Below are 12,145 nucleotides of genomic sequence, written 5' to 3'. Positions count from 1 at the left end.
GTGAACATCGTGACCGGCGAGTTCCTCACCTTCGGCGCCGAGACGGTGGTCGGGCGCTTCGACTCATCGCCGAGGATCGCATTGCTCGGGCCACTGCTGAACTACGAGGAAACGCACGAACTCGTCGAAGCGCTGGCTGAGCTGAACCCCGACGTCGGGCTGATCGTCGTTCGAGAGCAACGCTCGGATCTCGAGGAATGGGTCGACGAGATCTCTCCGCACGCGGTGCTGAGCCCGAACGCGTCCGACGAGACGATCCTCGAGTTGCTTGAACGGCTTGCGACCTGGCTCATCGAGAACGGACGGGCAGAGGCGCACCACTTCGATGTCCGGCCGCCGGCCGGGGTTACCGATGCCACGCTCGCCGCGTTGGTCGCGCGTGAGGCGCCACCCGTCGAGCTCGAGGCGATGCCTATCGAGGGCGAAGCGTTCGATCCCCTTACGCAAGCCGCGCCGGTGGAGGTCTGGGAGTTCCCTCCCCTCGCCGCCGGCGTGCCGACCGAAGCGATCGCGGTGGTGGCACCCAAGGGCGGTCAAGGCAAGACGACGCTGGCGATCAACCTCGCCACCGGCCTCGCCGAGGTCGCCCCGAACTCGGTCGTCCTCATCGATGCCGACCTGCAGTTCGGCGACATCGCCACCGCGCTCGGCCTCGAGCCCGAGCGCACGATCGTCGATGCCGTCGCCGATGCGGCCTCAGATGAGATCGTGCTCAAGACGGCGCTCACGCATCACGCCGATGGCTTCTTCGTCGTGGCAGGTGCACCGTCGCCCGAACTCGGCGACGCCATCCCGACCCAGGCGCTCGGTCAGCTGATCGAGCGGCTGCGCGGATCATTCCGCTACGTGGTCGTCGACACCACTCCTGGCCTCGGCGAGCACACCCTCGTGGTGCTCGAGCACGTGACCGACGCCGTGTTCGTCTCCAACATGAGTGTGCCGAGTTTGCGGGCAATGCGTACCGAGTTCGATCTGCTCACGAGGATCGGCCTGATGCCCGGAAACCGGCACGTGGTGCTCAACCAGACCGACCGCCTCAGCGGGCTCACCGTTCGCGATGCCGAGAACATCATCGGCGCGCCCATCGACGTGGATGTGCCGCGATCGTCCGCCGTACTGCTCGCGAGCAATCGCGGTGTCCCACTCATCCACGACGATGTGCGCGACCCGGCGGCGAAGGCCATCCGGTCGGTCGTGATGAGGATCGCGCCCGACGCCTTCCCCAAGCGTCGAAAGATCCAGAGAAAGCGGGGATCCGATGAACCTCAATGATCGACTGAACTCGGTTCGGAATCCGGACTCCGCCACGCTCACAGCGGTCGAGCCCCCGGTCACGCGGCTGATCGAAGCGACCGACGCAGCGACTGCCGGGTCGGCGGCCGACGAGCCCCTGTTCCAGCCCGCGGTCGCGGCGAAGGCGAGGACCGCTCCCACGGTCGATCCATTGGCTGCGGTGAAGGAGAAGGCCGCTGAGGAACTGTTCGCCCGCATCGGCACGCGGCTCAACGACTCGTCGCTCACCGAGGACCAGCTGCATCAACTGGCACGCGCCGAGCTTGCGGAGATCGTCGCCGGCGAGCAGCTCGCGCTCTCGACGGCCGAGCGAAACCGACTCATCGACGACATTGGCGCGGACGTGCTCGGCTATGGGCCGCTCGAGCCGCTGCTCGAGGACCCGAGCGTGAGCGAGATCATGGTCAACCGCTTCGATCAGCTCTATGTCGAGCGAAACGGTCGGCTGACCGAGACGCCGCACCGGTTCACAGGGGAGGCCCAACTGCGCCGGGTGATCGAGCGGATCGTCGCGCGCGTCGGGCGTCGCATCGACGAGTCATCGCCGCTCGTCGACGCGCGACTCGAAGACGGGTCCCGCGTCAACGCGATCATCCCGCCCCTCGCGGTGAACGGCTCGTCGCTCACGATCCGGAAGTTCGCGGGTACCCCGTACACGAGCGAGGACCTGATCAGGTTCGGCACGCTGACGCCCGAAGTCGCAGCAGTGCTCGACGCAGCCGTCCAGGCGAAGATGAACATCCTCGTTTCCGGCGGCACCGGTACCGGCAAGACCACGCTGCTCAACGTGCTGTCGGCTTTCATTCCGAGCGACGAGCGCATCATCACGATCGAGGACGCGGTCGAGCTGCAGCTGCAGCAGCAGCACGTGGTACGACTCGAGGCACGGCCGTCGAACATAGAGGGCCGTGGTGAGATCACGATCCGCGACCTCGTGCGCAACTCCCTCCGCATGCGACCCGACCGCATCGTCGTCGGCGAGGTTCGCGGCGCCGAGAGTCTCGACATGCTGCAGGCGATGAACACCGGTCACGAGGGGTCGATCTCGACGCTCCACGCGAACTCCCCACGCGACGCGGTCGCGCGTATGGAGACGCTCGTATTGATGGCGGGCATGGAGCTTCCGCTCCGCGCCATCCGCGAGCAGATCGCTTCAGCCATCGACATCATCGTGCAGATCACTCGTCACAAGGACGGCGTGCGACGTGTCACCCACATCACTGAGGTGCACGGCATGGAAGGGGATATCGTCACCCTGCAGGACGCCTTCACGTTCGACCACAAAGCCGGCTTCGACGCCGAAGGTCGGGTGCTCGGTCGAATCGAGCCGACCGGCGTTCGCCCACGTTTCGCCGAGCGCATCGCCGACCACGGCATCGGATTGCCGGCATCGCTGTTCGTTCCCGACTACCGCGAGATGCTCGGAGAGATTCGATGAACCCGGTGGTGCTCGTCACCGGCCTGACGATCTGTCTGCTGGCCGCACTGGTCCTGGTGTTCTTCACGGTCGCACCATCGCCGCCTCGTGTTGCTCGCGAGCGACGCGTCGCGCCGGGCGCGGAGCACGTCTCGTTGCTGACGCGGGTGACCGAGCAGACCACGGCGGTCATCGAGTCCGCCACCTCCAAACGCCGCGCCCGGCTCTTCGGCGCCGAAGAGCTCGAGCTCGCAGGCGTCAAGTCGTCGCCGTCGCAGTACCTCGTGCTCGTCGCCTCCTTCGCGAGCGTGTTCGCGCTGCTCGGTGTCGTACTCGGTCTCGCAAACGGAACGTCGATCGTCTGGGGCCTCGTCTTCGCGATCCTCACCCCCGTGGTCGCCAAGATCCTGCTGATCGTCCGCACGTCGCGCCGCCGAGCGAAGTTCGCCGATCAGATCGACGATACGGTGCAACTGGTGGCCGGAACCCTGCGCGCCGGGCACGGGCTCAGCGTGGCACTCGGAGCGGTGGCCGGCGACTCGGCGGCACCCATGAGCGAGGAACTCGCGCGTGCGGTGAACGAGTCGCGACTCGGTCGTCCGCTCCCCGAGGCCCTTGCCACCACCGCAGATCGCATGCAGAGCAAGGACTTCGACTGGGTCGCCCAGGCGATCGGCATCAATGCCGAGACGGGTGGCAATCTCGCGGAGGTGCTCGACCAGGTTGGCAAGACCATCCGCGAGCGGAACCAAGTCAGGCGGCAGGTGGCTTCGCTCAGCGCCGAGGGCCGCCTTTCGGGCATCATTCTCGTGGTGTTGCCGATCGCGCTTTTCCTCTTCTTCGCGGTCATTCGCCCCGACTACATCGCGGTCTTCTTCTCGAACATCATCGGCATCGTGGCGCTCATCGTCGCCCTGCTGCTCCTGATACTGGGGTCCATCTGGATCGCGTTCACCGTGAGAGTGAAGTTCTGACATGGAGGCCTCTTCGCTGTTCGGCTACATGGCAGCTGGTGTGACCGCCATCGCACTCGGGCTCTTCGTATTCCTGCTCTTTCCGAGCCGCAAGCCCGCGTCGTCACCCGCGGACGAGGTGCAGTTTGTACGCGGGGCCACCCAGGAACGCGTGTCGCTGGGTGAGTCGCTAGCCTCCGCCGCGCCGAAGGGATACGTCGGCTGGCTCGAGAAGCAGATCGTCTATGCCGGCCGGCCGTCGGGCTGGACGATCACGAGCATCGTGACGTGGAAAGTCGTCCTCGCGACCGTCGCGACCGTGTTCGGATTGCTTTTCGTGTTAAACGGCGGACCTCAGCCGTTCAAGGTCGTGCTCGCCGTCGCGGCCGTGGTCCTCCTCTTCTTCGCGCCCGACATCATGATCAACAGCCGCGCGCACGAACGGCAGCAGGCAATCCTGTACGCACTGCCCGACACGCTCGACCAGATGACGATCGCGGTCGAAGCCGGCCTCGGGTTCGACTCGGCGATGGCGAAGGCCGCCCGCGGCGGTGAAGGTCCGCTGGCAGAGGAACTCATTCGAGTACTTCAGGACATGAGTATCGGACGCACGAGGCGCGAGTCGTTCGAAGAGCTGGACAAACGCACGAGCTCCGAGGATCTCCGACGATTCATTCGAGCGATCGTGCAGGCCGATGCATATGGCGTCGCGATCGGCGAGGTGCTGCGCGTGCAGGCGGGCGAGATGCGAACGAAGCGCCGTCAACGTGCCGAGGAACAGGCGCAGAAGGTGACGGTGAAGATCATCTTCCCGCTCATCTTCTGTCTCCTCCCCGCGATGTTCATCGTGATCCTGACACCCGCGGTGATCGGCATCATCGACCAGTTCGCCCGCTGAGCAGGCTCCGAACGATTTCGCGTTCAGAGGCGCGCAGCGGTCCCGGCTGCAGACGGCCCGACCGTGCCATCGCGTGGTGTCCGCAGTTCGGGCCGAGCGATGAAGAGCGGATACAGCGACACGCACGTGATCGCGAACGCGATGAGGGCGGGCGTCTCGTTGTTCATGAGCGTGACGATGGAGAGGTGCAATCCGAGTCCGAACACGACGGCGACACGGCGGCTCGCGCGGAACCAGAGGCCGACGCCGATCACGAGCTCGACCACCACCGTTATGACCGAGGCGACGAAGTAGACCTGCCACGGCAGGTCCAACCACACCCAGCCCGAGAGCGGCACACCCGAGATGAATGTGAGATTCATCTTGCTGAGCGCCGAGAACACGTAGAGCACCGACAGCTGGCTCATCATGAGCAGCTGCGGCCACCAGATCACCGACGTTCGTGTGCGATCCGGTCGCACCGACCATGCCGTCCCCGACTGCGCGAACACCAAGTAAGCGAGAAGCAGGGTCGCGAGCCATCGGTGGCTGCTGTACACCTGCTGGTCCATGAGCAGCACCGTCGCGCTGAGTGCGACGGATACCGCGGCAGCCGGTGCCGTCATCCAACCGAATGTCACGGCGATCCCGGCGACGACCGCCAGCACCAGACCCGCTACGAGCCACTGCACAGATGGGACCGGGATGCCGGCGAACACGGGCACCGCGAGCTTCCCCGTCGACACCCGCTGCAGGATCTCGAAGGCTTCGATGGCGTTGAAGACCGAAGCGATGCCGATGCCGATACGAGCTACTGCCACCGGGCGCGGATCGGTGCGAATCTCGGTCAGCCGCATTCGATGCTCCGAACCCGGCCCGACTGCTCGACGCGGACTTCTGCCGCGTCGGCATCCGAGTCGCAGATCGCCTCGGGAAGCAGTGGCAACCAGTCCGTGTCAGGTCGATATTTGGCCACGAGTTGGTCGAAGTCGGTCACGGACCGCTCCGCCCCATCGCCGTCGACGACGGTGGCGGTGACTCCGCCCAGCCCGGAGTACATCTGGAACCCGAACTTCTGCGGCGGCGGCTGCAGCAGGGCGACCAGCGGTATCGCGATCTGCAGGACTATGACCACGAGCACGGCGATGGTGCCGATCAGGCCCCGCCGACTTTTGCGGGCGTCGGTAATGTGAAGCGCGTCCAACGCGCCGGCACCTTCGGGTCGCGCCTGCACACCGATACGTTACGGGCAGTTCCAGCGTCGGCCAACGCCCTCGTTCGTGGGGGATCGCTAGGCTGACGTCACGAGCCTGGGGGAGGTGCCGTGGCCGAGTTCGACGGTTCAGAGCAACCCGACCAGTGGCACCCCGACGTCCTCGGCGACGGGTTCGAGCAGCTGACGCTCCCGCTCGGCACCGACGACGAGGGCGAGGTCGTCGCCACCCTCGTCCGCCACACACCCCGCCGCAGGCGGTGGTTCTGGGAGGCGCGGGGAGCGGCATCCGATGTCGACGTGCTCTTCGTGCACGGATGGAACGACTATTTCTTCAACCGTCCGCTCGCCGAGTTCTGGTCGAACGCGGGCGCCCGCTTCTTCGCGCTCGACCTGCGCAAGTACGGGCGCAGCCTGCGTCCCGGGCAGACTCCCGGCTATGTCACCGACCTTGCCACGTACGACGCCGATATCGAGGCGGCGCTCGCGCAGATGGGTCACGCGGTGACGGATGTCCCGGGCTCGCGCCCCCGACCCCTCCTCTTGCTCGGGCACTCCACGGGAGGGCTGACGCTCAGCCTGTGGGCCGCCCGCAATCATGGGCGCGTCGCGGGGCTCGTGTTGAACAGTCCCTGGCTCGAGTTCCAGGGCAGTCGCGTTGCGCGTGAGGCGCTCGCGCCGGTGATGAGCTGGGGTGCTCGCGTGAACCCGATGGGGCCGCTGCCCAACGTCGACCTCGGGTTCTATGCGCGGTCGATCGCGCGCGAACTCGACGGCGAGTGGGAGTACTCGCACGAGTGGCGGCCCGACCGGGGGTTCGCGGTGCATCCGGCGTGGCTCACGGGCATTCTCGCCGGCCACGCGAAGGTCGCCGCGGGCATCGATGTCGGCGCTCCTGTGCTCACGCTGCTCTCGGCGCGGTCGACGCTGCAACCCCGGTGGGACGACGCGATGCTCTCGAGCGACATCGTGCTCGTCGTCGACGACATCGCGCAGCGGGCCCTGAAGCTCGGCCCAACCGTCGCCGTGGCGCGTATCGACGGTGCGCTGCACGACGTGTTCCTGTCGCGCGAGCCCGCCCGGTCAGCCGCCTACGAAGCCGTGGCCCACTGGCTGCGCGGCTACGCCCCGCGCGGGCGCTGATCGCGTCGCCGCTGTCGTGGGGCTTCGTCAGCTGCGGAGCTTTCCGTGCATCACCGCGAGCAACCGTTCGGCTCGCTTGATGGTGTCTCGGGCACTGGCCTGCGTGACACGTTGGGAGCCGTAGTCGAACTGGTCCTTCTCGTTGATCAGTCGCCCCAGATCGTTCGCCGGTCCGGTGTCCGGCTGGGTGGCTCGGCGTAGCACATCGACGGCGGTCCTGTGATCTTGGCTCCGTGAGTGGTACCCGAGCACATGGCCGCAGATGGCATCGGCTGCAGCGATACCGGCGTGCACGGCATTCGCGCCGGCGGTCTTCCAGTCGGCCGTCTCGTCAGACTCGACGAACATGTGCGCCGCAGTGACGAGGCTCCGTGCGTCGTCGGCGCGCACCTTGATTCCGGCCTTGTCGATCGATCGCGTACGGCCTTCGGCCGGGGTCATCGGCTCACCAGTTCGTTCAAGCCAGGGCCCGCAAGGGTGCGTGCGTCGCGGAGCCAGCTGTCGATGATCGGGTCCTGTGCGTCGACCAACCGCTGGATGTCTTCCGGTGTCGTGTCGTAGACGGATGTCGCATTCCCGGTCCATTGCGTCACGCGGTGCGTGTACTCGGTTATCAGGTCGTCGCGTTCCCGCTCGGAGAGTTGGGGTGGGAACACGAACACGAAGTCGATATCCGACTCGGGACCGGCTTCGTCTCGAGCGTACGATCCGAACACCGCGATGGTCATCCCTGGTCGTGCAATCTCACGCGCTGCGTCGACCATCCGCTGTTCGACGACCTGGCGAATGCTCAGTGCCTGCTCGACCACCGGCCACAACACGTGCCCGGCGTTCGCCGAGTAGTAGGTGGCGTGCGGTTCCGCCCGAACGTTCACGAGGCCGGTGGAGCCGAGGCGGAGGAGCGCCTTCCGTATGCCTGCGGCGGTTCCAGTGGTTGCCAGATTCGCCACCTGCCGGCCGGTGAACTCGGTGGAACTGCGGGCGAGCACGCGGAGGCTCGCCGCTTCGACTGGCGACATCAGCGATGCCAAGGGCTCCCGAAGGTCCATGAAGGCTCCAACACTTGGTCGTAAACCAGTGTACACGGTCGTAAACCATCGTACACAGTCGTAAACCAAGGTTGCCGATTCGAGGGCGAAGCTTGGCGAAGCTCGTGCGTCGCTCCTCAGGCGAGGATTTGCATCCCGAGCAGATCGGTGACCCTGCGATCGAGGGGACGGGCACGCGGAACGCCCGGCGCCTACCGGAAGTTCGTGAACTGCAGCGCGACGTCGAGGTCCTTGCCCTTGAGCAGCGCCATCGTCGCCTGCAGGTCGTCGCGGCTCTTCGACGAGACGCGCAACTCGTCGCCCTGGATCTGGCTCTTCACGCTCTTGGGCGCCTCGTCGCGGATGATCTTCGAGATCTTCTTCGCGTTCTCGCTGTCGATGCCGTTCTTCAGGCCGATCTCGATGCGGAACTCCTTGCCCGACGCATACGGCTCACCCGTGTCGAGCGCGCGCAGCGTGATGCCGCGCTTGATGAACTTCGACTCGACGACCTCGAGCACCGCCTTCACGCGCTCCTCGGTCTGCGCCTTGAGCAGCACCTTCTCGCCGCTCCACTCGACCGACGCACCCACGTTCTTGAAGTCGTAGCGCTGCTCGACCTCTTTGCGCGCCTGGTTGACCGCGTTGTCGGCCTCCATCTTGTCGACCTTGCTCACGATGTCGAACGTTGCATCTGCCATGCGCGCCAGTTTACCGAGCGGATGTCGCGGCGCCGAGTCGCTCGCATGCCGGGCTGCCGAGGCTCAGACCGGCGGGATCGCCGTCGACGAGCGCACGCGCAACTCGTAGGGCAGGGGAGTGGCGGCGGGCGCCGGCGCGTCGGGCGTGCTCGGCTCGAGCCGCTCCATGAGCACGTCGACCGCCATCTCGCCCTGCAGGCGCGGAAACTGCGCCACGGTCGTGAGGCCGAAGAAGTCGCTGAGGTCGTGGTCGTCGATGCCGACGATCGAGACGTCGCGCGGCACGACGAGTCCGAGGTCGCGTGCGGCGAGGATCGACCCGATGGCCATCTCATCGGATGCCGCGAAGATCGCCGTCGGGCGACCGTGAGGTGCGCCCAGCAGCTGCTTCGCCGCCTGGTACCCGCCCCGGATCGTGAAGTCGGCGGGGGCGAACAGTCGGGGATCGGCCTCGATGCCCGCGTCGCGCAAGGCATCTTCGTATCCGATGCGGCGGTTCGTCGGCAGGTGGAAGTCCAGGTCGAACTCGAGGTCGCCGCCGATGTGCGCGATGCGCCGGTGGCCGAGGCCGATAAGGTGCTCGGTCGCGAGCCGCGCGACGGCGGCGTCGTCGATGGTGAGGGTGGGCACGTCGGGGATCGGCCCGCCGACGCCGACGAGCGGCTTGCCGAGGTCGTGCAGCCGTGCGACCTCGTGCTCGGTGAGCTCGAGCGACACGGCGATCACGGCGTCGACGCGCTGTCGCAGCAGGAAGTGCTCGAACACGCTCGACCGCTCGTTGCCGTCGCCCGACAGGTTGTACAGGGTGAGGTCGTAGCCGCGGCGCAGCAGGGCGCGCTGCGCCCCCTCGAGCACCGATGAGAAGAACCAGCGGTTGAGGAAGGGGATCACCACGCCGATGTTGCGCGTGCGGCCGGATGCCAGGGAGGACGCGTTCGACGACACCACGTAGCCGAGCCGGGCGGCCGCCTCTTCGACCTTCGCCTTCGACGCGGGAGACACGTGACCCCGTCCGCTGAGCGCGCGCGACACCGTCGCGGTCGACACTCCCGCGAGCTTCGCCACCTCTTCGATGCCGGCCATGACTCCTCGTTCCCGGCACAGCCGAGTCTTCCCGGCGCTGCCGAGTCAGGGGCATCCTATCGTCTGCCCAGTAATCAGGCCGATCACGCAGCATTCGCATCTCGAGCTCTTCGGGGTGGCGCGTTGCCGTACCCCCTGTCGTGGGGTAGACATGGCGAGGTCTGCATTTCTGGGGGCGTTGGCCGGCGAGCGGCTGTATGAGAAGGGAGCAACACGCGTGAAGTGGGTCAAACGCATCGTCATCGCGCTGGTCGTGGTGTTCGCGTTCTTCTACATGGTCACCCGTCCCGAAGATGCCGCCAATGCCGTGCAAGGTGCCGTCGGCGCCGTGTGGGGCGGAGTGCAGTCGGTCGGCCAGTTCTTCACCTCGCTGGCGTCATAGCCGGCTCGGCAGGTTCGCACCATGACGCGTCGCGGCTTCTTCGATCCGCACGTCGAGCGGTACCTCATCGCCGACGAGGGTGAGGTCGTCATCGACGAAGTCGCCAAGCACTGGGCGGCGATCGTCACGCCCGTGCTCGAGCTGCTGCTCGCGTTGCCGGTGCTGCTGCTCATCTTCGTGATGCCGTCGCAGCTCTACTGGCTGCCGGTCGTCGCCGCACTGTGGCTCGCGTTGCGGGGCATCTGGCGCATCCTGCAGGCGCAGATGGACCGCTTCGTCATCACGAACATGCGCGTGTTCCGCGTGCACGGCATCCTCTCGCAGCACATCGCCACCATGCCCATCACCCGAATCCTCGACATCTCGGTGAAGCGCCCGTTCGTCGGACGGATCTTCGGCTACGGTCATTTCATCTTCGAGTCGGCCGCGCAAGACCAGGGCCTTCGTGAGATCAAGTTCGTCGGAAAGCCCAACGAGCGCGGCCTCACCATTCAGCGGGTCATCCAGCGATCGGGCCTTCGGGGCGGCATGCGCTCGGCAACGCGCGACTACGTCAACGCCGACTCGGGTCGCGGTGACGGGAGCCCCTTCAGCATCGGCAGCGCCGGCACGGTGCGCACCGACACCGCGCCCATCAACACGCTCCACGCTGAGACCCCTCCTGTCGACACAAGCGCCTGGAGCGTGAGCACCGACAACCCCGCGTGGGATCCGAAGTCGGGCGACACCCAGCCCCTCGGCTGAGGGGTGCGACGCCGGCACCGCGACGCCCGCCCGGGACACGAACGTGAGCCGCGCCGGCCGTTCACCGACCTCGCGCGGGCGCGGTGAAGGGGCGTGAACGGGCGCGGGACATCCGCTCGCCGCCTCGATTTCTCGACACGCCACCCGGCGGGTATTCTTGACAGGCCCCCGGTTGTGTGCAGAACTCGGTCGGGTGCGATGGCGAGTTACCCAAGCGGCCAAAGGGATCTGACTGTAAATCAGCTGTCTACGACTTCGGGGGTTCGAATCCCTCACTCGCCACACGCCTAAAAAAGGCCCGGTGAATCCCCAGAAACGGGGATGCCCGGGCCTTTTTGCTTGCGTGCGGTGAACTGCCTGCCTGTTGATCGGGCAATCTACGGGCAATCCGGAGTCAAAATTCGCGGCACTGTTTGGCACCGGCCACCCTTGATCTCCGGTGCATACCCGTCCCGAAACGCGTTTCTTAGCCACGCTAAGCTGCGGCGGACGACGACGAACGGAGAACGATGATCACGCGAGCGCCGAATTGGGTTTGGTGGTCTGCACTCGCAGCGGTCGCATTGGTTGGCGTTGCCATCCTCATCTCGTTTGCCGCGAGCCGCAGCATCGATGCAACGCCGACCGCCGCCACTGAGATGGATCCCGCTGCTCGTGCCCTGCTGACGCCCGAACCGCTCACCGAGGACGACGTCCTGAACGTCTGCATACATTCGATCGATCACCTGACCGCGAGCGCATTCGACGCATCGAACGCGTGCGTCACATGGCGCGACAAGTACCGCGCGAGTTACGAATCCCACTTCGCGGACGGCGAGGAGGTCGCGATCACCGATGTCGAGATCCCCGAAGTCGCCGTGTACCTGAGCGCAGCGACCCCGACGCCCACGCCCGCCCCGATGCCGACCACTGCACCCGCCCCGACGCGACTCGCCGCCGACGACCCGGCTCGACTCGCGCTCGATGTCACGTTCGGCGTGCTGTTCGCTGACGAGTCCTACAAGACACTTACCGACCAGTACTGCGTGATGACCGACTCGTACCTCCTGAGTGCAGGCGAGGTCGCCGCCAAGACGACGCGCGATGTCACGCCCGAGAAGTTCGTGCTCTACATCGCCGAGAAGTGCGGTCGATGATCCGAGCCCTGAAGGGGCGTCGTCGCCCACTCACGACGCGTCAGGCGAGCGCACAGCGTTGACCCGTTCGGCCCGACCCTGCCGCATTTCGACGCCCACCCATCGTGCACGCACGCGACTGGGGCGCGCCTGAACACCGGAGGGGGCACCGCCCCACCCCTCCCCCTCCCAGCCG

General features: G+C 66.4%; 14 protein-coding genes and 1 tRNA gene. 9 read left to right on the top strand and 6 right to left on the bottom strand.

Annotated elements, in window-relative coordinates:
• Genes LQ757_RS14440 through LQ757_RS14425 form a run of 4 tightly spaced genes read left to right on the top strand, consistent with a single transcriptional unit; the run spans window position 1 to window position 4,561 of the window.
• Window positions 1-1,272 (top strand): CpaE/TadZ family protein, encoded by a 1,272-nt coding sequence (locus LQ757_RS14440; RefSeq protein ID WP_231047943.1) that lies wholly within the window; start codon window positions 1-3, stop codon window positions 1,270-1,272.
• Window positions 1,259-2,731: a TadA family conjugal transfer-associated ATPase gene (locus tag LQ757_RS14435; RefSeq protein WP_231047942.1), complete on the top strand. Its 1,473-nt coding sequence runs from the start codon at window positions 1,259-1,261 to the stop codon at window positions 2,729-2,731. Before LQ757_RS14440 ends, LQ757_RS14435 begins: the two co-directional genes overlap by 14 nt.
• Window positions 2,728-3,684, top strand: a complete 957-nt coding sequence (locus LQ757_RS14430) for a type II secretion system F family protein (RefSeq protein WP_231047941.1) — start codon at window positions 2,728-2,730, stop codon at window positions 3,682-3,684. Before LQ757_RS14435 ends, LQ757_RS14430 begins: the two co-directional genes overlap by 4 nt.
• A 1-nt stretch (window position 3,685) precedes the next feature.
• Window positions 3,686-4,561 carry a type II secretion system F family protein gene (locus tag LQ757_RS14425; RefSeq protein ID WP_231047940.1) on the top strand — a complete coding sequence of 292 codons (876 nt, stop codon included), beginning with the start codon at window positions 3,686-3,688 and terminating at the stop codon, window positions 4,559-4,561.
• Window positions 4,562-4,584: 23 nt separating this feature from the next.
• On the opposite strand, the gene LQ757_RS14420 is transcribed toward LQ757_RS14425, so the two are convergent.
• Together LQ757_RS14420 and LQ757_RS14415 are read right to left on the bottom strand one after the other, a co-directional pair.
• Window positions 4,585-5,397, bottom strand: coding sequence for an HTTM domain-containing protein (locus tag LQ757_RS14420; RefSeq protein ID WP_255681412.1), 813 nt, complete (start codon window positions 5,395-5,397; stop codon window positions 4,585-4,587).
• Window positions 5,388-5,774, bottom strand: a complete 387-nt coding sequence (locus LQ757_RS14415; protein ID WP_231047938.1) for a hypothetical protein — start codon at window positions 5,772-5,774, stop codon at window positions 5,388-5,390. The genes LQ757_RS14420 and LQ757_RS14415 overlap by 10 nt, the downstream gene beginning before the upstream one ends.
• 90 nt (window positions 5,775-5,864) lie before the next feature.
• Between LQ757_RS14415 and LQ757_RS14410 the strand changes: the two genes are divergently transcribed.
• Window positions 5,865-6,896, top strand: a complete 1,032-nt coding sequence (locus LQ757_RS14410; RefSeq protein ID WP_231047937.1) for an alpha/beta hydrolase — start codon at window positions 5,865-5,867, stop codon at window positions 6,894-6,896.
• 27 nt (window positions 6,897-6,923) lie between these two features.
• Here the strand turns inward: LQ757_RS14410 and LQ757_RS14405 are convergent, their stop codons facing one another.
• The 4 genes from LQ757_RS14405 to LQ757_RS14390 form a co-directional block, all read right to left on the bottom strand.
• Window positions 6,924-7,337, bottom strand: coding sequence for a hypothetical protein (locus LQ757_RS14405; protein ID WP_231047936.1), 414 nt, complete (start codon window positions 7,335-7,337; stop codon window positions 6,924-6,926).
• Complete coding sequence (locus tag LQ757_RS14400) at window positions 7,334-8,014, bottom strand: nucleotidyltransferase domain-containing protein (RefSeq protein ID WP_231047935.1); 681 nt, start codon at window positions 8,012-8,014, stop codon at window positions 7,334-7,336. The genes LQ757_RS14405 and LQ757_RS14400 overlap by 4 nt, the downstream gene beginning before the upstream one ends.
• Window positions 8,015-8,136: 122 nt before the next feature.
• Window positions 8,137-8,625, bottom strand: a complete 489-nt coding sequence (locus LQ757_RS14395; RefSeq protein WP_231047934.1) for a YajQ family cyclic di-GMP-binding protein — start codon at window positions 8,623-8,625, stop codon at window positions 8,137-8,139.
• A gap of 63 nt (window positions 8,626-8,688) precedes the next feature.
• Window positions 8,689-9,708, bottom strand: coding sequence for a LacI family DNA-binding transcriptional regulator (locus tag LQ757_RS14390; RefSeq protein WP_231047933.1), 1,020 nt, complete (start codon window positions 9,706-9,708; stop codon window positions 8,689-8,691).
• A 217-nt stretch (window positions 9,709-9,925) separates the two neighbouring features.
• Between LQ757_RS14390 and LQ757_RS14385 the strand changes: the two genes are divergently transcribed.
• The 4 genes from LQ757_RS14385 (at window position 9,926) to LQ757_RS14370 (ending at window position 11,970) form a co-directional block, all read left to right on the top strand.
• The gene (locus LQ757_RS14385) at window positions 9,926-10,090 is read left to right on the top strand and encodes a hypothetical protein (RefSeq protein WP_231047932.1); all 165 of its coding nucleotides are present in this window, start codon (window positions 9,926-9,928) and stop codon (window positions 10,088-10,090) included.
• Window positions 10,091-10,111: 21 nt separating this feature from the next.
• Complete coding sequence (locus LQ757_RS14380) at window positions 10,112-10,834, top strand: PH domain-containing protein (RefSeq protein ID WP_231047931.1); 723 nt, start codon at window positions 10,112-10,114, stop codon at window positions 10,832-10,834.
• A 200-nt stretch (window positions 10,835-11,034) separates the two neighbouring features.
• Window positions 11,035-11,116, top strand: a tRNA-Tyr gene (locus LQ757_RS14375).
• Between the two features lie 356 nt (window positions 11,117-11,472).
• Complete coding sequence (locus LQ757_RS14370) at window positions 11,473-11,970, top strand: hypothetical protein (protein WP_231047930.1); 498 nt, start codon at window positions 11,473-11,475, stop codon at window positions 11,968-11,970.
• Window positions 11,971-12,145 lie beyond the last annotated feature (175 nt).

Origin of the sequence: Agromyces cavernae (assembly GCF_021044935.1) — a bacterium.
GTDB lineage: Bacteria > Actinomycetota > Actinomycetes > Actinomycetales > Microbacteriaceae > Agromyces > Agromyces cavernae.
Note: the sequence above shows the minus strand (reverse complement) of the source record. Positions and strands in the feature narration are given on the sequence as shown.

Coding starts and splice junctions, on each gene's coding strand:
- LQ757_RS14435 (WP_231047942.1), top strand. CDS start 1,259: ATGAACCTCAATGATCGACTGAACTCGGTTCGGAATCCGGACTCCGCC.
- LQ757_RS14430 (WP_231047941.1), top strand. CDS start 2,728: ATGAACCCGGTGGTGCTCGTCACCGGCCTGACGATCTGTCTGCTGGCC.
- LQ757_RS14425 (WP_231047940.1), top strand. CDS start 3,686: ATGGAGGCCTCTTCGCTGTTCGGCTACATGGCAGCTGGTGTGACCGCC.
- LQ757_RS14420 (WP_255681412.1), bottom strand. CDS start 5,397: ATGCGGCTGACCGAGATTCGCACCGATCCGCGCCCGGTGGCAGTAGCT.
- LQ757_RS14405 (WP_231047936.1), bottom strand. CDS start 7,337: ATGACCCCGGCCGAAGGCCGTACGCGATCGATCGACAAGGCCGGAATC.
- LQ757_RS14395 (WP_231047934.1), bottom strand. CDS start 8,625: ATGGCAGATGCAACGTTCGACATCGTGAGCAAGGTCGACAAGATGGAG.
- LQ757_RS14390 (WP_231047933.1), bottom strand. CDS start 9,708: ATGGCCGGCATCGAAGAGGTGGCGAAGCTCGCGGGAGTGTCGACCGCG.
- LQ757_RS14380 (WP_231047931.1), top strand. CDS start 10,112: ATGACGCGTCGCGGCTTCTTCGATCCGCACGTCGAGCGGTACCTCATC.
- LQ757_RS14370 (WP_231047930.1), top strand. CDS start 11,473: ATGGATCCCGCTGCTCGTGCCCTGCTGACGCCCGAACCGCTCACCGAG.